20 protein-coding genes are annotated in these 18,933 nt (G+C 68.0%); 10 read left to right on the top strand and 10 right to left on the bottom strand.

Annotated features, from left to right (window positions below; all coding sequences use genetic code 11):
- Positions 1-84: 84 nt before the first annotated feature.
- Both ACJH6J_RS21195 and pdxH read right to left on the bottom strand, forming a co-directional pair.
- Positions 85-1,356, bottom strand: coding sequence for an MFS transporter (locus tag ACJH6J_RS21195; protein ID WP_346414808.1), 1,272 nt, complete (start codon positions 1,354-1,356; stop codon positions 85-87).
- Complete coding sequence (gene pdxH / locus ACJH6J_RS21190) at positions 1,353-2,027, bottom strand: pyridoxamine 5'-phosphate oxidase (RefSeq protein ID WP_346414781.1); 675 nt, start codon at positions 2,025-2,027, stop codon at positions 1,353-1,355. The genes ACJH6J_RS21195 and pdxH overlap by 4 nt, the downstream gene beginning before the upstream one ends.
- A gap of 40 nt (positions 2,028-2,067) precedes the next feature.
- Here pdxH and ACJH6J_RS21185 point away from each other — a divergent pair, with 40 nt between their 5' ends.
- The 3 genes from ACJH6J_RS21185 (at position 2,068) to ACJH6J_RS21175 (ending at position 4,438) form a co-directional block, all read left to right on the top strand.
- Positions 2,068-2,688 (top strand): maleylpyruvate isomerase N-terminal domain-containing protein, encoded by a 621-nt coding sequence (locus ACJH6J_RS21185; RefSeq protein WP_406804491.1) that lies wholly within the window; start codon positions 2,068-2,070, stop codon positions 2,686-2,688.
- A 55-nt stretch (positions 2,689-2,743) separates the two neighbouring features.
- Complete coding sequence (locus ACJH6J_RS21180) at positions 2,744-3,886, top strand: citrate synthase 2 (protein ID WP_406804490.1); 1,143 nt, start codon at positions 2,744-2,746, stop codon at positions 3,884-3,886.
- Between the two features lie 99 nt (positions 3,887-3,985).
- On the top strand, positions 3,986-4,438 hold the full coding sequence (locus tag ACJH6J_RS21175; RefSeq protein WP_020098902.1) for a VOC family protein: 453 nt from the start codon (positions 3,986-3,988) through the stop codon (positions 4,436-4,438).
- A 59-nt stretch (positions 4,439-4,497) separates the two neighbouring features.
- On the opposite strand, the gene ACJH6J_RS21170 is transcribed toward ACJH6J_RS21175, so the two are convergent.
- A complete protein-coding gene (locus ACJH6J_RS21170; RefSeq protein WP_406804489.1) occupies positions 4,498-6,174 on the bottom strand; it encodes an FAD-dependent oxidoreductase in 1,677 nt (558 codons plus the stop codon).
- Positions 6,175-6,189: 15 nt separating this feature from the next.
- Complete coding sequence (locus tag ACJH6J_RS21165; protein ID WP_029120319.1) at positions 6,190-7,206, bottom strand: diiron oxygenase; 1,017 nt, start codon at positions 7,204-7,206, stop codon at positions 6,190-6,192.
- A gap of 205 nt (positions 7,207-7,411) precedes the next feature.
- Between ACJH6J_RS21165 and serC the strand changes: the two genes are divergently transcribed.
- Positions 7,412-8,518: a phosphoserine transaminase gene (serC, locus tag ACJH6J_RS21160; RefSeq protein WP_020098899.1), complete on the top strand. Its 1,107-nt coding sequence runs from the start codon at positions 7,412-7,414 to the stop codon at positions 8,516-8,518.
- Between the two features lie 125 nt (positions 8,519-8,643).
- Positions 8,644-9,606 (top strand): septation protein SepH, encoded by a 963-nt coding sequence (sepH, locus tag ACJH6J_RS21155; RefSeq protein WP_406804488.1) that lies wholly within the window; start codon positions 8,644-8,646, stop codon positions 9,604-9,606.
- A 164-nt stretch (positions 9,607-9,770) separates the two neighbouring features.
- Here the strand turns inward: sepH and ACJH6J_RS21150 are convergent, their stop codons facing one another.
- Genes ACJH6J_RS21150 through ACJH6J_RS21140 form a run of 3 tightly spaced genes read right to left on the bottom strand, consistent with a single transcriptional unit; the run spans position 9,771 to position 11,333 of the window.
- Positions 9,771-10,046 carry a DUF2537 domain-containing protein gene (locus ACJH6J_RS21150; protein WP_212813194.1) on the bottom strand — a complete coding sequence of 92 codons (276 nt, stop codon included), beginning with the start codon at positions 10,044-10,046 and terminating at the stop codon, positions 9,771-9,773.
- 10 nt (positions 10,047-10,056) lie between these two features.
- Positions 10,057-10,878 carry an RNA methyltransferase gene (locus tag ACJH6J_RS21145; RefSeq protein WP_318986797.1) on the bottom strand — a complete coding sequence of 274 codons (822 nt, stop codon included), beginning with the start codon at positions 10,876-10,878 and terminating at the stop codon, positions 10,057-10,059.
- Positions 10,879-10,901: 23 nt separating this feature from the next.
- Entirely contained in the window at positions 10,902-11,333 is a 432-nt protein-coding gene (locus tag ACJH6J_RS21140; RefSeq protein WP_318986769.1) for a MarR family transcriptional regulator, read from the bottom strand.
- Positions 11,334-11,374: 41 nt separating this feature from the next.
- On the opposite strand from ACJH6J_RS21140, the gene ACJH6J_RS21135 reads away from it, so the two are divergent.
- Entirely contained in the window at positions 11,375-11,641 is a 267-nt protein-coding gene (locus ACJH6J_RS21135; protein ID WP_060998949.1) for a DUF2530 domain-containing protein, read from the top strand.
- Positions 11,642-11,671: 30 nt separating this feature from the next.
- Positions 11,672-12,130, top strand: a complete 459-nt coding sequence (locus tag ACJH6J_RS21130; protein ID WP_060998947.1) for an SRPBCC family protein — start codon at positions 11,672-11,674, stop codon at positions 12,128-12,130.
- On the opposite strand, the gene ACJH6J_RS21125 is transcribed toward ACJH6J_RS21130, so the two are convergent.
- Positions 12,127-12,825, bottom strand: coding sequence for a DUF3027 domain-containing protein (locus ACJH6J_RS21125; RefSeq protein WP_234789681.1), 699 nt, complete (start codon positions 12,823-12,825; stop codon positions 12,127-12,129). The two genes, ACJH6J_RS21130 and ACJH6J_RS21125, sit on opposite strands and share 4 nt — an antisense overlap.
- 501 nt (positions 12,826-13,326) lie before the next feature.
- Here ACJH6J_RS21125 and ACJH6J_RS21120 point away from each other — a divergent pair.
- Complete coding sequence (locus tag ACJH6J_RS21120; protein WP_064859310.1) at positions 13,327-14,967, top strand: MFS transporter; 1,641 nt, start codon at positions 13,327-13,329, stop codon at positions 14,965-14,967.
- Positions 14,964-15,446 (top strand): DUF2771 domain-containing protein, encoded by a 483-nt coding sequence (locus ACJH6J_RS21115; protein ID WP_060998943.1) that lies wholly within the window; start codon positions 14,964-14,966, stop codon positions 15,444-15,446. The genes ACJH6J_RS21120 and ACJH6J_RS21115 overlap by 4 nt, the downstream gene beginning before the upstream one ends.
- 1 nt (position 15,447) lies before the next feature.
- Here the strand turns inward: ACJH6J_RS21115 and ACJH6J_RS21110 are convergent, their stop codons facing one another.
- Positions 15,448-16,452, bottom strand: a complete 1,005-nt coding sequence (locus tag ACJH6J_RS21110) for a glutathione S-transferase family protein (RefSeq protein WP_406804487.1) — start codon at positions 16,450-16,452, stop codon at positions 15,448-15,450.
- 299 nt (positions 16,453-16,751) lie between these two features.
- On the opposite strand from ACJH6J_RS21110, the gene ACJH6J_RS21105 reads away from it, so the two are divergent.
- Positions 16,752-16,928: a hypothetical protein gene (locus ACJH6J_RS21105; protein ID WP_346414774.1), complete on the top strand. Its 177-nt coding sequence runs from the start codon at positions 16,752-16,754 to the stop codon at positions 16,926-16,928.
- Positions 16,929-17,452: 524 nt separating this feature from the next.
- Here the strand turns inward: ACJH6J_RS21105 and ACJH6J_RS21100 are convergent.
- The gene (locus ACJH6J_RS21100) at positions 17,453-18,103 is read right to left on the bottom strand and encodes a hypothetical protein (RefSeq protein ID WP_346414773.1); all 651 of its coding nucleotides are present in this window, start codon (positions 18,101-18,103) and stop codon (positions 17,453-17,455) included.
- Positions 18,104-18,933: the final 830 nt, after the last annotated feature.

Genomic DNA, 18,933 nt, shown 5'->3' with positions numbered 1-18,933 from the left:
GGCAGGTGAAACGTCCGGGACTAGACGGTAGTCGTTAAGAGAACTATGTGCTTGCTCGGGTCGCCATAACCCCGCTGTCAAGCATCAGTTGCGAGCCACCGAATAGCGCACGAACGCCGGCACCACCACGACCGAGATGATGACGCCGACCACCACCAGGACGCCGCCACCGGTTGCGGCCACCGTGGTCCCCACCACCGCGGCGGCCGCGCCGTGCACCGCGTCAGCAATCCGCGGACCGCCCGCGACCACCACGGTGAAGACGCCCTGCAAACGGCCCCGCAGCTCGTCGGAGGCGGCTTCCTGCAGGATCGTGCTCCGGAACACCGCCGAGACCATGTCCGCGGCGCCGCCGACGGCCAGCAGCACCAGAGCGATCCAGAGGAAGCCGTCCGGCCGGCCGGTCGCGTGGCCGACCGCCAGCCCGAAACCGGCCATGGCCGCGCCCCAGACGACAATCGAGACGACCACCGCGAGGCCCTGCCTGCGGACCCGGGGCAGCCATCCCGAGAAGACTCCGCCGGCAACCGCGCCGACGGCCATGGCCGCCGACAACAGCGCCATCGCGGTTCCGCCGGCGACCGGCCCGCCGAAGTTCTCGTGGGCCATCTGCGGGAACAGCGCCCGCGGCATGCCGAGGATCATCGCGATGAGATCGACCACGAAAGACATGAGGACGACGCGGTTGCCCGACAGGTAGCGGAAACCGTCGAGCACGGCGGCGAAGCCCCAGCGTGAGGTGTCGTCGTCGGGCGAGTGCTCCGGTGGCATCGGGGTGAGCCGGAACGTGGCCCAGATCGGCGCGATCGTGGTGAGGGCGTCGATGAAGTACAGCGTCGACAGGTCCACCCAGCGCAGCAGCACGCCGGCCAGCAGCGGACCGATGATCGCGCCGGCCTGGAACACCGTCATGTTGAGCGAGTTGGCGGCGGGCAGCTGCTCGGCAGGCAGCATCCGCGGGATGGCGGCCGAGCGGGTCGGTGAGTTGATGGCATAGAACGCCTGCTGCACCGACAGCAGGCACAGCACCAGCCAGACGTTGTTCAGCCCGGCGGCGGCCTGCACCCACAACAGCACCGACGCGACCGCCAGCCCGCAGGACGCGATGATCAGCAGCCGCCGGCGGTCCATCGCGTCGGCCCAGGCGCCGCCCCACAGGCCGAACACGATGAGCGGCACCACGCTGAACACGCCCGCCAGGCCGACGTACGCCGAGTTCTGCGTCAGCGCGTACAGCTGGACGGGCACCGCGAAGATCGTCAGGTTGGCGCCGATCACCGTGACGACGCTGGACCCCCACAGGCGGCGATAGTCGGGGTTGCGCAGTGGTGTGGTGTCGGCGATCAGACCTTTCAGGGCTGGAGCCGTTCGATCCGGTCGCCGGTGATGCGAATTCTGTTGTGCACGCGGTTCTCTCGGCCCTGCCAGAACTCGATCACTTCCGGGGCGATGAGGTAGCCGCCCCAGTTCGGCGGCACCGGCACCTCCGGCACGTCGGCGAATCGCTCGGTCACGTCACGCAACTGTTCCAGCAGCGCCGCCCGCGAGGCAATCGATTTTGACTGGTGCGACGCCCACGCGCCCAGCTGCGAACCGCGCGGCCGCTTCGACCAGTACTCGGCGGTGTGCGCCGCGTCGACCCTCGTCACCGTGCCGCGGATATGGATCTGACGGCCCAGCAGGTACCAAGGGAACGTCGCCGACGCGTAGGGCACCGCCGCCAGCTGCTCGCCCTTGTCGGAGTCGTAGTTGGTATAGAAGGAGATGCCCGTCTCTTCGATCGATTTGCACAGCACCGACCGGGTGACCGGGTGGCCCTGCGCATCGACGGTGCCCAGCACCATCGCGTTGGGTTCGGAGACCCCGGCCTGCACCGCGTCGGACATCCAGTCGCGGAACAACGCCAGCCAGCCCCGGTCCAGCCAGTCGACGTCGAGGTCGACGCTGCCGTCCTTCTCTGTCGAGCCGTATTCGACCCGCATCCGGGCCAGATGATCTGCCGACTGCTCCACGTGATCGGATGCCATGATCGGCGACGGTACGCCCATGCGGTGACACAATGCAGACATGGCGCCCGACGCACCCCCGGACCATTCAGTATTCGTCTCGGCGGCAACAGCTTTCGCGGACCTGGTGGCACAGATCCCGGCCACGGCGTGGGACGGTCCGGGACTCGGTGACTGGGACCTGCGGGCGCTGGTCGGGCACACCTCACGGTCACTGATCACCGTCAGCACCTACCTGCGCACACCCGCCGACCGGGAGGACGTGACCGGGCCGGCGCAGTACTACGCGCTGATGCGCGACTACGCCGCCGGCAGCCCCGACATCGTCGAACGTGGGCGGGAGGCCGGGCGCAATCTTGGGACGGATCCCGCGGCCACAGTCGCCGACCTGCTGGCCCGGGTGCGGACCGACCTGGACAGGGCGGGCGACCCCCTGATCGCCGTGATCGGCGGCCTGGGCATCCGGCTCAGCAACTACCTGCCGACCCGGGTGTTCGAGCTGACGGTGCACAGCCTCGACATCGCGCGGACCACCGGCATCGATTTCACGCTGCCCGACGAGGCACTGCGCGACGCCACCGTGCTGGCGGCGCAGATCGCGGCGCTGACCGGTCAGGCCGCCGCAGTGCTGCCCGCGCTCACCGGACGCGGCGCTCTACCTGCCGGTTTCTCCGTCGTCTGACCGTTTGTTACCGGCCGGTAGCCATCGGTCCACGGGCTAGTGGAACAATTTCGGCATGACAGAGGCAACGTCAGTGTCGACGCCGCAGATCCCCGAGAACTTCGTCGCCGGCCTGGAAGGCGTCGTCGCCTTCACGACCGAGATCGCCGAACCGGACAAGGACGGCGGCGCCCTGCGTTACCGCGGCGTCGACATCGAGGATCTGGTGAGCCACCGCGTCACCTTCGGTGACGTCTGGGCACTGCTGGTCGACGGCGAGTTCGGCCGGGGCCTGCCGGCCGCCGAACCCTTCCCGCTGCACGTGCACTCCGGCGATGTCCGCGTCGACGTCCAGGCCGCGCTGCCCACCCTCGCCCCGCTGTGGGGCTTCCAGCCGCTGCTCGACATCGACGACGACACCGCCCGCGAGCAGCTGGCGCTGACGTCGGTGACGGCGCTGTCGTTCGTCGCGCAGTCGGCCCGCGGCATCTACCAGCCCGCGGTGCCGCAACGCCTCGTCGACGAATGCCCCACGGTGACAGCACGTTTCATGACCCGCTGGCAGGGTGAGCCGGATCCGCGGCACATCGAGGCCATCGACGCCTACTGGGTCAGCGCCGCCGAGCACGGCATGAATGCGTCCACGTTCACCGCGCGCGTCATCGCGTCCACCGGGGCCGACGTGCCCGCGTCCCTATCGGGCGCGATCGGCGCCATGAGCGGCCCGCTGCACGGCGGCGCCCCCGCCCGCGTGCTGCCGATGATCGAGGAGACCGAGCGCACCGGCGATGCCCGGGCCGTGGTCAAGGGCATCCTGGACCGCAAGGAAAAGCTGATGGGCTTCGGGCACCGGGTGTACCGCGCCGAGGACCCGCGGGCCCGCGTGCTGCGCGCCACGGCCAAGCGCCTGGACGCACCACGCTTCGAAGCCGCCGCCGCGCTGGAGCAGGCCGCCCTCGCCGAACTGCGTGAGCGCCGTCCCGACCGGGCCATCGAGACCAACGTCGAGTTCTGGGCCGCCGTGATCCTGGACTTCGCCCAGGTGCCCAGCGCGATGATGCCCGCCATGTTCACCTGCGGCCGCACCGCGGGCTGGTGCGCCCACATCCTGGAGCAGAAGCGGCTGGGCAAGCTGGTCCGTCCCGCGGCCATCTATGTCGGCCCGCAGCCGCGCCCCGCGGACTCGGTGGCCGGCTGGGACAGCATCGCGCACAGCTGACACTTCAGACCCGTTTTCTTGTCACCGATGAGAAGTAGCGTTGGAGATGGTCATAACGAATGACCCCAATCCACGCAGTACCGCTCTGAGGAGAACACGATGACCGAGTCCCAGACCTTCCTCGCCCCGCACCTCGTCGTCGGCGACGGCGCCGCCGCAATCGACTTCTACGTCAAGGCTTTTGGCGCCACCGAGCTCGGCCGGGTGCCCGGGCCCGACGGCAAGCTCATGCACGCCGCACTGACCATCAACGGGTCGAACGTCTACCTCAACGACGACTTCCCGGAGATGTGTGGCGGCAAGTCGCAGACCCCGACGGCCTTCGGCGGCACGCCCGTCACGATCCACCTGCAGGTACCCGACGTCGACGCGGCCTACCAGCGCGCCATCGACGCCGGCGCACGCGAACTGATGGCCCCGCAGGACATGTTCTGGGGAGACCGCTACAGCCAGGTGGAGGATCCGTTCGGCCACCACTGGTCGCTGGCGCAGACCGTGCGCGTCGTCAGCCCGGAGGAGATCGCCGAGGCGATGGCGGCCCAGCAGGGCTAGCGACCAGTGATTTGTGCACGATTTTCCGCGGTGACCGCGGAAAATCGTGCACGAACCACTCAGGAGAAGGCGCTGAGGAGTCGCTGACGCAGCGTCGGCTTGGGCGCGCTCGCGGCAGCGGCCAGCATGTCGGACACGTCGATGAACTTGTCCCGCGGCCGGTCGGCGCCGCCGCGCGCGATCTCGGCCGCGTCGATGGCCCGCCACCCCGCCATGTCGACCACGTCGGGTCGGCGGTCGCGGATGAGCTGTTGCAGTGCACCGCTTTTCGCGGTCGGCTCACGAAGCCGGCTGGCGTTGTAGTCGGCGACCAGCCGATCCACGGTGTGCGCCGCGCACGACTTGTTGGTGCCGATGAAGCCCGTCGGACCACGCTTGATCCAGCCCGCGACGTAGCTGCCGCGGACGGGTTCACCGGTGGCCGGATCGATGACGCGGCCCTCGTCGTTGGGGACCACGCCGGCGGCATCGTCGAACGGCAGACCACGAATTGCCTTGCCGTGGTAGCCGATTGACGTCAGCACCAGGCCGGCGTCGAGCTGACGGACCTCGTCGGTGCCGGTGACGGTGAACTCGATGCCGGTGACCTTGTCCGAGCCGAGCACGCGGGCCGGAGTCAGCTGGTAGGCCAGCCGGATCCGCGGGCGCGTCGCCGGGGCCGAGCTGTCGGGCAGCTTCGTGAGGATCTCGAGCTTGTGACGCGTCAGTGCGTCCGTCTCGGCTTCCAGACCCCGACGAACCAGCTCGTGGTCCGCGGCGTCGAGCACCACGTCGCACGTCGACGTCAGGCCGATGAGCTCCGGCAGGGTGAACGCCGAGTGGATGGGCCCACGCCGGGCCACGATGACCACCTCGCGCACCTTCGAGTCGCGCAGTGCGGCCAGCGCATGGTCGGAAATGTCGGTGCGCGCCAACACATCCGGATCGGTGGTCAGGATGCGGGCGACGTCGAACGCGACATTGCCGTTTCCGATGATCACCGCCCGCTCGTGCCCCAGGTCGACCGGCAGATGCGAGAACTCGGGGTGCCCGTTGTACCAGGCGACCACCTCGGTGGCGGTTCCGGTTCCGGGCAGCTCCATGCCCTCGATGTCGAGGCGCTTGTCGTTGGGCGCACCGACCGCGTACAGCACGGCGTGGTGGTGCTCCAGCAGCTCGGCGTGCGTGACGTCCCGACCCACCTCGACGTTGAGGAAGAAGTCGAGCCCGCGGCGCTTCGTGATCTGGTCGAACAAGCGCGTCACACCCTTGGTGCTCTGATGGTCGGGGGCGACCCCGGCGCGCACCAGCCCGTAGGGCGTCGGCAGCTTCTCGAAGATGTTGACCCGGACCCCGCGCTGGGTCAGCAACTCGTCAGCGGCGTACATGGCGGCCGGCCCGGAGCCGACGATCGCGACCCGCAGCGGGCCGTGCGGCCGCTGGTCGACCGCCGGGGCGTCGGGCACCGGCGCCAGCTTGGACGTCGGCGGCAGCTTGCCCTCGTACTTCGGGTAGAAGGACGCGTTGAGCTCGATGAACGGCAGCTGCGCTTCGGTCAGCTTGGTGTCCGGCTTGATCGCGCCGACCGGGCAGGCCGTGATGCAGGCACCACAGTCCACGCAGGCGGCGGGATCGATGAACAGCATTTCGGCGGTAGCGAAACCCGGCTCGTCCGGGGACGGGTGAATGCAGTTCACCGGGCATGCGAAGACGCATGAACCATCGCTACAGCACGACTGGGTGATGACGTGCGGCATGAGTTATCTAAATGCTCAGGCGGCGACCACGACATGCTGACGCTGCGGCTCGCTGCGGTACCGGCTCGGCGGGCCGTCGATCTTGCAGATCTTCCACATGAGCTTCGCCAGCGGGTTCATCAGGCCGGTGTCGTACGACAGCATGCGGACGTCGGAGAACATGTTGCGCAGGAACATGCGCGACTCGGGAGCGTCGAAGAACAGCTCGCTGCGGACCGACTTCGGGATGTCGAACTTCTTCCAGAAGGCGCGCGGCGGCACGACGATCGCCGAGCACAGGATGCGCATGGTGACCGGGACGAACAGCGACAGCCAGAACTTCTTCCAGCGGGTCAGCTCCGGCACGCGCTTGTGCAGGTACTCGTGTGCGAACGAGATGTGCCGGGCCTCCTCGGCCACGTGGATGGCCATGACCCGCTCCATGATCGGGTGCAGCTCGGTGCCCTCACGCAGGATGTTCTTCTGGGTGTGGTCGATGGGCTCCTCGCCGGCGAGGACACCGAAGAAGAACGGGATGGGCGCCGGGCCGGCAGCCAGCGGGATGAGCGGCTGAATCCACTTGAGCAGCTTGGGCATGCCCGGGACGTCGACCCCCATGTGGTTGACCATCTCCTGGAACATCAGGGTGTGGTTGCCCTCTTCGATGGCCTCGTGCGTGCAGTAGCGGAACTCCGGCGACCCGTTGGGCACCCAGAACGCGTACTCCATCAGGCCGCGGATGAGGATGTTCTCGAAGTGCAGGCCGACCTTGGCGACGTTGGCCTGGCGCCACATGCCGATCTCGATCTGACGTTCCTGCGACTGCGACTGGTACCACGGGTGGCCACCGAGCGGGTCGGTGTCCGGGAGGATCCAGCGCGGGTCGTTGGGCACGACCGCAAACTCGGGAGAGTCCCAGGCGATGTCCTGGTACGGGTTGAAGTTGCGCCGCACCGACCCCTCGGACAGCGTGGCAAGCTTCTCCACGTACACAGTGTCATCCAGCACGTCCATGTTCCGGCGCCAACGACGGATCATCCGGGTACGAGCCATTTCGAGCCTCCCAAGGCTTTTCTGTCAGCTTTACAATCGGCTGTCTTGTGTCGAACGGTACCGGAGGTACCACCTAAAAACTAGTGCCCGCCGTCACACATCTGGACACCTATTGTGACCGTCATCACACTTGCGTGCGGAGCAGCTGGGCGAGCAGCCGGATCCCCACGTCACCGGCCGTCGACCTGCAACTACGCTGAGGGCCATGGCTGAGCTCACCATCCCCGCCGACATCAAGCCCGCCGACGGACGCTTCGGCTGCGGCCCGTCCAAGGTTCGCCCCGAGCAGCTGACCGCACTGGCGGCCGCCGGCGACCTGTTCGGCACTTCGCATCGCCAGGCCCCGGTCAAGAACCTGGTCGGGCGCGTACGCGACGGCATCAAGCAACTGTTCTCCACCCCCGACGGCTACGAGGTCATCCTCGGCAACGGCGGCTCGACCGCGTTCTGGGACGCCGCCGCGTTCGGCCTGATCGACAAGCGCTCGCTGCACCTCACCTACGGCGAGTTCAGCAGCAAGTTCGCGTCGTGCGTCGCCAAGAACCCGTTCGTCGGCGACCCGATCATCATCAAGGCCGACGCCGGCAGCGCGCCCGCCGTGCAGTCGGACCCCGATGTCGACGTCGTGGCGTGGGCCCACAACGAGACCTCGACGGGTGTCGCGGTGCCGATCCAGCGTCCCGCCGGTGATGCTCTCGTCGCGATCGACGCCACCTCGGCCGCCGGCGGCCTGCCGGTCAACATCGCCGACACCGACGCCTACTACTTCGCGCCGCAGAAGAACTTCGCCTCCGACGGCGGCCTCTGGATCGCCGTCATGAGCCCCGCCGCGCTGGCCCGCGTCGAGCAGATCGCCGCCACCGACCGCTGGGTGCCCGACTTCCTGTCGCTGCCCATCGCGGTGGAGAACAGCCTCAAGAACCAGACCTACAACACCCCGGCGATCGCGACGCTGATCCTGCTCGCCGAGCAACTGGACTGGCTCAACGGCAACGGCGGCCTGGACTGGGCCGTGAAGCGCACCGCCGACTCGTCGCAGCGCCTGTACTCGTGGGCCGAGTCGCGTCCGTTCACCACGCCGTTCGTCGCCGACCCGGCGCTGCGGTCGCAGGTCGTCGGCACCATCGACTTCAACGACGACGTCGACGCCGCCGCGGTCGCAAAGGTGTTGCGCGCCAACGGGATCGTCGACACCGAGCCGTACCGCAAGCTGGGCCGCAACCAGCTGCGCGTCGCCATGTTCCCGGCCGTCGACCCCGACGACATCAGCGCCCTCACGGCGTGCGTCGACTGGGTTGTGGAACGCCTCTGAGCACCACCTGACACGTAACCGAGGCGCGCAGTCCATGAAGGGCTGCGCGCCTCGGTGTGTCAGCACGGTTACGAGTCGATAACGCGCTAGGGTGAGCCGTTAAGCCGCGTCCTAGGAGGTCACCAATGAGGGAACTCAAGGTCGTCGGACTCGACGCCGACGGCAAGCGCATCATCTGCGAAGCCCCCAACGGTTCGGCCACCGCAGACAAGTTTGTCTTGCGCGTCGACAATCGACTGAAGGCCGCCGTCCGCGGCGACCGGGCCGCCATGAATCAGACGGAGATCGAAGTCGAGGTCGAGGTGCCCAACTCCCTGCGCCCCCGTGACATCCAGTCCCGCATCCGGGCCGGCGCCTCCGTCGAGCAGCTCGCCGCAGCCGCGGGCGTGAGCCCGGAGCGCATCATGCGCTTCGCCCACCCGGTGCTGCTGGAGCGCTCCCGCGCCGCTGAACTCGCCAGCGCGTCGCACCCGATCCTGCCCGACGGCCCGTCGGTGCTGACCCTGCTCGAGACGGTGACCGGAGCCCTGATCTCCCGCGGCCTCGACCCCGAAGCCACCAAGTGGGACGCCTGGCGCAACGAGGACAGCCGCTGGACCGTGCAGTTCGGCTGGAAGGCCGGGCGTTCCGACAACGTCGCACACTTCCGGTTCAGCCCCGGCGCCCACGGCGGCACCACGACGGCGTTCGACGACGCCGCGACCGAGCTGATCGACCCGAACTACACCCGCCCGGCCCTGCGGTCGGTCGCGCCGCTCGCGCAGCTGCATTTCGAGGAATCGGTCGCCGAGATCCCGATGCCCGCACATCAGCCGGAACCCGCGCCTGCGCCTGCGCCTGCGCCTGCGCCTGCGCCGGAGCCCGCGCCCGCCCCCGTCGTCGTCATGACGCCGCCCCCGGCCGCTCCCCCGGTGCCCGCCGCGCCGGTGGCCCCGCCGGCACCCGAGCCCATCCCGGCGCCGGAGCCGGCAGCCGTCGTCGAGACCCCCGAGCCGGCCGCTCCCGCCGCGCGTCCGCGCAAGAAGAAGCCCGAGATTCCGGCGTGGGAAGACGTCCTGCTCGGCGTGCGGGCCAACGGCCAGCGCTGATCTTGTTACGTTGACCCTGCACTGAGGGTCTCCCCTACTCGCACTTCTGCGCCACAGCTACACACTCAACGACAGCGTCAGCCGACCTCACGTTGACCCTGTACTGAGGGTCACCGCTACCCGCACTTCTGCGCCGTAGTTACAGATTCAATGGCGGGGCGGGGCTAACGGCCCAGGGCGATCGCGAGCGTCGCGATCCAGCCCAGCGCCACACCGGCACCGGCGCCCCAGACGAACCAGCGCCACACCGGGCGCACGCGCCAGGCCCACACCGTCGGGGCCAGGCCACCGACCGCGACGGCGTTCAAACCGACCGCGAGCAGCGGGTGCACCCGCAGCAGCCCCAGGGACAGGACGATGATGGCGGCGGCCGTCACGGCAGCGACGAACGCCGACACCGTCAGTCCGGTGCCCCACGGCGTCTGCGACGGTGTCGTCATCTGAGCCAATCTAGCCCGCCGTTCGCGCGCGCTCGTAGAACGCCAGCGCGGCGGCCGTGGCGACATTCAGCGAATCGGTGCCCCGCGACATCGGGATGCGCGCCCGCACCTCGCAGGCCCGCATGGTGTGTTCGGTCAGCCCCGGGCCTTCGGCCCCGACGAGCACCCCGACCTTCTCCCCGGCCAGCGGCGCCAGGGCATCGGCCAGCGGCACCGAACCCTCCCCCGGCGTCATGGCGATCAGGTGAAAGCCGTTGTCCTGCATCAATTTCAGATCACCGGGCCACGACTCCGCGCGGGCGTAGGGCACCAGCAGGGCATGGCCCATCGACACCCGGACCGCGCGGCGGTACAACGGATCGGCGCAGCCGGCGCCGAACACCACCGCGTCGACGTCGAGGCCGGCGGCGTTGCGGAAGATCGAGCCCAGGTTCTCGTGGTCGTTGACACCCTCGAGGACCGCGACGGTCCGGGCATCCCGCAGCACGTCGGGCACCGTCAGCTCGACGGGCCGGGGGGCCGCGGCGAGTACGCCGCGGTTGAGGTGGAAGCCGACGACCTCGGCCATCACCTCGGCGCTGGCGCGGTAGTAGGGCACGCCGCAGCCGGCCAGGTCGCCGGACAGTTCGCGGAGCCGGCGATCGGTGCCGAGGAACGCACGCGGGCTGAACCGCGACGCCAGCATGCGCTGCGCCACCAACACGCCCTCGGCGATCACCAGCCCCTTGCCCGAGGGCAGGTCAGGCCGGCGGTCCACGCTGTTGAGGTCGCGGAAATCGTCGAGCCGGGGATCGGCGGGGTCGGTGACGTCGACAACGATGACGTCGTCCATCGCGTCGAGTTCTGCGGCAGCGCTCACTGGGCTTCGTCGATGATCGCGAACATCAGGTCAGCGGCAGCCAGCAGGATGCCGCGGTCCTGGCCGGACAGCTTCTCGAGCCGGCCCTGCAGCCACTCCATGCCCGCCCGGCGCTCGGCCTCGAACAGCTCCTCGCCGGCTTTGGACACCGCGACCAGCACCTGGCGCCGGTCATCCGGATGCGAACTGCGCTCCACCAGCCCCAGCTCGACGAGCGAAGCGATGACGCGCGTCATCGACGGCGGCCGCACCCGCTCCCGGGTGGCCAGCGCGCCCGGCGTCATGGGGCCGTCCTTCGCGAGCGTGGCCAGGGCCGACAACTGCGTCAGGGACACCGGCGAATCGGGACGACGGAATCGCAACTGCCGTGCCAGCCGCACAACGGCCAGCGACAGGTCATTGGCCAAGCGGTCATCGGCGTCCGTCACGAGCAGATAGCGTACCGATCGATCGACTAGCGTTAGAGGAGATGGCCACGCCCGCGCACGAACATCCGGCGGAACCCGTTCCGCCGGCTCTCCCCGACCGCCTCCTCGACCCGGTTCCGGTGATCGTGGTGATCGCCGTCGGCTGGCTGGTGGCGGTGGCGCTGGCCTTCACCGTCACGGCCCTGCACACCTGGCGGCCGGTGACCGTCGCGGGCCTCGGTGTCGGCGTACTCGGCACATCTATATTTCTGTGGCAACGCAGCGCGGCCCGTCGCGGCGCACGAGGTGCCCAACGCGGCCTGCGCTGACCATTCTCATCTCGACAAGGGAGAAGTCCGATGGCTGGCGAAACACCCCTGCTGCAGGCAGACATCACCATCAACGCGCCGGTGGCCAAGGTCTGGGCCTTGATCTCCGACCTCGACAACATGCCCAAGTGGAGCCCGCAGTGTCGGGTGATGAAGGCGGTCGGCGCCGTCAAGGTCGGCACCAAGACCGTCAACGTCAACCGCCGCGGCGCGATGTTCTGGCCCACGACCTCGACCATCACCGCGCTCGACGCGCAGAAGAAGCTGTCGTTCCGGGTCAACACCAACAACACCGAGTGGACCTATGACCTCGAGCCTGCGGGCACCGGCACCAAGGTGACCGTGAGCCGGCGTGCGGAAGCCGTCAAGCCGATCTCGAGCACGCTGATCAACCGCTTCATGGGCGGCGTGCCCAACTTCGAGGTGGAACTGGTCGAGGGCATGAAGACCTCGCTCGGCCGGATCAAGGCCGCGGCCGAAGGCGCTTAGCCGAGGTCGAGCACGCCGTCGTCGAAAGGCTCGAAGGCCGGTGAGCCGATGGGCTCCGGCGGCGGCGTGTCCGAGTGCGCGCCACAGCCGTACTCCGCGGACACCACACGTCCGTCGGCGGACAGTTCATTGGCGCACACGCCGAACACCAGGCCGAGTGACCCGGACAGCGGCACGTAGAAACCGCAGCCACGGCAGGTCCGGCGGGTGGCCCGGGCCATGGCGGCGTTCGGCCCGTAGTCGCCGTCCTGCCAGCGCTGCGCGGCATCCGTCCGGCCCCAGTCGCTGAGCACCTGCTTGCGGCCGAAACCGACCTCGGCAGCCACCTCGTCCCACTCGGGGTCACCGGAGGCCAGGTAACCGGGCACCAGCCGGGGATCGTTGGGCGGCGGCGCCAGCAGATCGCCCGGGCTCAGATCGCCCGGCTGCACGCGCTCGTTCCACGGCACCCACTGCGGGGCCAGCAGCGCATCAGGTCCCGGCACCAGGACCACTTCGCTGACGGTGGTGTGGTCGGCGCCCGGGTAGGTCGCCAGCACCACTGCCCACTGCCAGCCGTGGTAGCCGGACATCGACGCGAGGAATCGATGGGTCACCGACGCCGGGTCGTCGAAGCTGGCGCCCAGGTAGTCACCGACGACGCCCTCGCCACTGAACTCGATGATCGCGGCGCGGGCCTGGTCGACCGCGCCCATCAGGATCGGGGTCAGGTCGGGCAGCTCGGCCTCTTCTTCGACAGCCGCCGCGGCCTCGGGGGCCGCTTCGGTCGCGGGCGCGTCAGCGGTCTCCGCAACCGGGGCCTCGTCGACGACAGCGTCGGCGGCCGGGGACTCGTCGGCGGCCTGCGGCTCATCGACGGTCTCGGGCACTTCGGCCGATTCCGGTGCCTCGGCGGGAGCTTCGACGGCGTCGACGGATTCCACGGCGGCTTCAGGGGTCGGCACCTCGACCGGCGCCTCGGGCGGCGTCGACTCGTCCGGCGTCACGGCTGCCGATTCGGTGTCATTGGGCATGTCCATCGTGATCAATACTGCCTGACCACCCAGGACAAGGCCACACCGCCTGCCTGCGCGCCGCCGTCGGCAGCATGGGGAACAATCGTGCTCATGAGTGGACCGCGGGATGCCGGGAGGTCGGGGGATCCCCGTTACTACCCGCCGCGCCCACCGCGCCGCGATGACGAAGAGCATCCGGGCATGGCCAATTACCCGAGCGATCCTGGTCAGGCCCGCCGCCGGCCGCCGCCGCGGGGGTCGTCGTCGCACAGCGACAACCGCTGGCTGCCGCCGCTCGACGACGATCACCACGACGGCCATGGCTACGACCGTGGATACGACGACGGCTACGACGACCGGCGCCGCGATGACGACGACCGGCGCCGCGGCCCCGCGGGCGGCGAGAAGATCACCGTCACCCGGGCCGCCGCGCAGCGCAGCCGTGAGATGGGCACCAAGGTGTATGGCCTGGTGCACCGGGCCGCGACGGCCGACGGCGCCGACAAATCCGGTCTGACGGCGCTGACGTGGCCCGTCGTCGCGAACAACGCGCTCGACGCGGCGATGGGCATCGCGCTCGCCAACACGCTGTTCTTCGCGGCGGCCTCAGGTGAGTCCAAGAGCAAGGTGGCCCTGTACCTGCTCATCACCATCGCGCCGTTCGCGGTGATCGCCCCGCTCATCGGGCCGGCGCTGGACCGCGTGCAGCACGGCCGGCGCGTCGCCCTTGCGGTGTCGTTCGCGCTGCGCGTGGTGCTGGCGCTGGTGCTGATCGGCAACTACGACGGCGCCACGGGCAGCTATCCCCCGTGGGTGCTCTACCCGTGCGCGCTGGGGATGATGGTGCTGTCCAAGTCGTTCAGCGTGCTGCGCAGCGCCGTGACGCCACGTGTGCTGCCACCGACGATCGACCTGGTCCGGGTCAATTCCCGGCTCACCATGTTCGGGCTGCTCGGTGGCACCGGTCTGGGCGGTGGCGTCGCAGCCGCGTTCGAGTACACCTTCGGCCTGATGCATCTGCCGGGCGCGCTCTACGTCGTCGCCGTCGTGGCGGTCGCGGGCGCCGTCCTGACGATGCGCATCCCCAAGTGGGTCGAGGTCACCGAGGGTGAGGTGCCGGCGACGCTGTCGTATCACGCGCCGACCGAGCAGCTGCGACATCCGCATCACGACAAGTCCCCGCGACAGCCGTTGGGCCGCAACATCATCACGTCACTGTGGGGCAACTGCACCATCAAGGTGCTCGTCGGCTTTCTGTTCCTCTACCCCGCGTTCGTCGCCAAGTCGCACGACGCGGGTGCGTGGGAACAGCTGAAGATCCTCGGCCTCATCGGCGCCGCCGCCGGCATCGGGAACTTCGCCGGCAACATCGCCAGTGCCCGCCTCAAATTGGGGCATCCCGCGCAGGTGGTCGTGCGCGCAACTGTCATCGTCACTGCTGCGGCAATCGCCGCCGCGGTGGCCGGCAACCTGATGGTGGCCGCGGCCGCCGCGCTGATCACCTCGGCCGCCACGGCGATCTCCAAGGCGTCGCTGGACGCCTCGCTGCAGCACGACCTGCCCGAGGCGTCCCGGGCGTCGGCCTTCGGCCGGTCCGAGTCGGTGCTGCAGTTGGCCTGGGTGGTCGGCGGCGCCGTCGGTGTGCTGATCTATACCGACCTCTGGGTCGGGTTCACCGCGGTCAGCGCCCTGCTGATCCCCGGGCTCGCCCAGACCCTCGTGAGCTACAACGGTGGCTCACTGATCCCGGGCTTCGGCGGCAACCGGCCCGTACTCGCCGAGCAGGAAGGACCACGGCCCGATCCCGCGGCAATGCCCGGGGCGCGTCAAGGATGGATATGAAACGAGTTCTCGCGCTGTTGGCAGTGGTCGCGGTGCTGTCGGCGACGGCCACAGGTGTCCTGGTCTGGCGGCTGACGCGGCACCAGGGTCCCGACTTCCCCGAGATCAGCGCCTTCACCGATGGCCAGCTGACGCGCATCGGGCCGTACCGCTACTGCGACGTCCACCTGAAGGCGTGCGACGTCCCCGCGACGACGGGCGAACTGCACGTCACGGCGCGGCACCCCATTCAGCTGTCCGTGCCGCAGCCCGTGGCGCGGGCGCCGTGGGTGCTGCTGCTCGCCTACGAGGACGACGGTTCCACCGTCAGCGAGTTCCGGCCGAACCAGCGGCTGGCCGTGACCATCCCGACCGTCGACCCGCATCACGGCAAGCTGCTCGGGCTCGCCGTCCAACTGCCCACTCTGGCAAGGGATTCCGACGGCAACGAGTTCCCCCTGCCGCACGCCGAATGGTCCGTGCGGACCGTCTGGCCCTGACCTACCCAGCGCCGTGGCCGGCCGGCACCTGTTCACCGTCGCGAACCGGCCCGGGCGGCGTGCCGTCACCGAAAGGCCTGCCGCCCAACGCTTCCCGGCCGTGCGGCGTCAGCCAATTTGCCAGATCGGGACCTTTCGGCACGATCTGCGTCGGATTGATGTCGGCGTGCACGATGTAGTAGTGCTGCTTGATCTGCACGAAGTCGACGGTGTCGCCGAAGCCGGGGGTCTGGAACAGGTCCCGGGCGTACGCCCACAGCACCGGCATCTCGGCGAGCTTGGACCGATTGCACTTGAAGTGCCCGTGATAGACCGGGTCGAACCGGGCCAGCGTGGTGAACAGCCGCACGTCGGCCTCGGTGATGGTGTCCCCCACGAGATACCTTTGGCCGCTGAGCCTTTCGCTCAGCCAGTCCAGCGCGGTGAACAGCCGGTCGTAGGCGGCGTCGTACGCCTCCTGTGATCCCGCGAACCCGCAGCGGTAGACGCCGTTGTTGACCTCGGTGTAGACGCGCTTGGCGACGCTGTCGATCTCGTCGCGCAGATGCTCGGGGTACAGCTGCGGCGCACCGTCGCGGTGGTACGCCGTCCATTCGGTGGACAGGTCCAGCGTCATTTGCGCGAAGTCGTTGGTCACGACGGCACCGGTGGGCACGTCGACGATCGCGGGCACCGTGATGCCCTTGGGGTAGTCCGGGTCGCGCTTGAAGTAGGCGTCCTGCAGCCGCGGGATTTTCAGCACCGGGTCGACGCCGCCGGGATCCAGGTCGAATGTCCAGCTACGCTGATCGTGCGTCGGACCGCAAAAGCCAATGGAGAGAACATCTTCCAGGCCCAGCAGCCGACGGACGATGATGGCGCGGTTGGCCCAGGGACAGGCCCTGGCGACGATCAGCCGATACCGCCCGGGTTCGACGGGGTACCCGTCACGACCGTCGGCCGTGATCCGGGTGCTGATGTAGTTGGTGTCGCGGGTGTACTCAGAACCTGGCTTGACGTAGGTCACGTCCCCAGTCTGCCCGCGAACAGTTGGCTTGGGTACGAGAAATCAGCCGACTCTCGAACACAAGCCAACGTTCGGCGCGTGGATCAGGCGTCGAGTTCGCGCGCGACGGCCTTGACCACCTCGGACACCTTGCGTCGGAGACAAGTTCAAGCGCGTAGGTCCCGACGGCGAGGTGGTCGTGGGCACCGTGGACAGCAGGTGGACCGGTGCGTCGGCGCGGGCGCTACTGCTCGCGCCACGGAACGCCGGGTTGCGCGAGTACCGGGGTCAGGTGGTGTTGGAGAAGGACGAAGACGGCAATGTCACCGGCCAAGCCGAAGAAGGGCACCTGGCCCGCCATCGTCAAACCGGGGGTGTGGGATCAGGCAGCACGGAAGTTGCAGGAGACGGGTCGCGTCACCAACTCGCCACGGGTGCGAAAGTACCTACTCTCGGACCTGATCTTCTGTGGCCGCGAGGGTGCGGTGCGCCAATGAACTCCGCCAAGAGCAGCCGCGGCCAGCGTCAGTCGATGCGAGAGGTTGAGCCGCGACGGGGTCAAGCTGGACGGCTCATCGTGGAGACGGTTGTGGCACGGCTTAGCCGAGAAGACGCCGTTGACCTACTGCGCTCCCCGGTCGAGGAATCCGACGCCGCGTTCGCCAACCCAATCGGCCAGCTCATGCCCAGCCAGAGCCTCGGGTCCGCGCGGCCGAGTTCTGAGCCAAGTGTTGCTAACTGCTGTAGCCTTCAGTGATTGCGGTGAGCCCAAGAGGGGTATCCACAGAGAACGGACCAGGTCAGACGGCATTTCGCAGTGGGGAGCGTCACAACCGGGGTTGTTAGGAAACTGGAACACAACGGGCGTGTTCGTCGTTGAAAAGTGCGAGCAAATGAGGGAGAGTATCGACATGACCACATGGGAAGAGAAGGACGAGTTCTAGAGTCCACGCGCGTACTTCGCGAGAGGCCGCAGCCGAACTTGGCTGCGGCCTCTTTTTATGTGATCAACTATCTGGGCTTATGCGCGTCTATACGCGTCGAGCCGTGCTTGGTCGGACGACGCTCTACTGCCTCGCAGTAACTGCGACAGTAAAGATGGCTCGATCATTTGATAGAGGACAGAGAGCTCAGTAAACGCTCGGGTCTGGCGCTTCTCGACATCCTCCGCCTCTCTTGTAGCGATTATGTAAGGCAGGAACCGCTGGTACGTCCGTTCGATGATCGTCCCACCCCTGATGCGAAAGACTGCGTCGCTATAGACGCCAAGTACGGCTCCCGCTCCCAGTCTCTCAAGACCGTTCAGGATGTCCGTGATGTCACGGTCGACCGCAAGACACTGTTCTTCGGTCAAGTCGTTGCCGTCTTTGTCCACGAGTGTGCCATCACCTAACAGCGCTTTCCCCTGCTTCATGGTGAGGTTCTTCTCGCCAAGAACGTCAGTCACGCGGCGACGCGCTGCGCGAGTAGAGTCCGACCACTCTGTCCAAGCTTCGAGACTGTCCTTTTTCCTCATTCGGGAGCTGGAGTTGAAAGCACTGTAAGCGGTGACGAATAGGGCTCCGACTGCAATTGTTGCAGCGGCAGCTGGAAAGACCGATTCCTTATTCAAGTCGGCGTAGTACATGGCAGCGCAGCCTGCGGCGAGGAGAAGAATAACGCCCAGGGTCACCTTCGCTCCCGGTGACCACAGCCTCCAAGATTTCAACCTCAACCCGATACTCTTCTCTATGCTGAGTGTCTTTGAGGACGCATACATTACTCGCCGAAGGCAGACATTTAAGTGGATCGTCTGTTAGGCCCCGATGTTTAGCCGCACCTTCTACCGGCCAGCCGACCGGCACCGGTGGCAACTGGCGAGAAGTGCGGGTCACGGCGCACCGCCATTAGGGTTCCAAATGCACCGCGACGCCTGTTAGCAGGTGACCCCTCGAATCAGCGCCGGTTCCACCAGGAGAAGGTCGCCGCACCTCGGCTAGTTGACCGCGGGATTCGTACAGCGCGGGGTCGTCCGGCGGTCTCTTGCCGTCCTGGACTCGGCGGGGAGGGCAGCGGTGCGACCACGGAGCGTGTTTTGTTGGGGGTCGGCCGAAACCATCGGGAGTCGCCACGGAGTGGTGTGAATCCGCTACAAGAGCAACCGCTATCTGAGCGGCGCTCGCCGTCTGCGGCGCCGCCATCCCGGGTATTGCCACTCAGAGGGGTCGGGTTGGCTTTGAGTCCGTAAAGATCCAGCGCGTCCCACTGCAAGGCACGCTAAGCACCCGAGGCAGGGCGTGTCCGGCAGGAGCAACGGCGTGTTGTTCCTGCTCAGCGACTTGGACGCCATCGCGTTTATCTAGCGTCAGGCGGGGGAATGGAAAGGTGGCCAATCAGACTCGCCGACGATACACTCGCCGTTCTCGGCAACTGCGATGACGCGCCAGAGCAATTGTCAATACCTGTGGATCGGGGTGTTTCAGGCGACCTCCGTTTCGGTGTGTTGATCGCCGTCTGACGGTG

Source organism: Mycobacterium sp. SMC-18 (assembly GCF_045310895.1).
GTDB lineage: Bacteria > Actinomycetota > Actinomycetes > Mycobacteriales > Mycobacteriaceae > Mycobacterium.
Note: the sequence above shows the minus strand (reverse complement) of the source record. Positions and strands in the feature narration are given on the sequence as shown.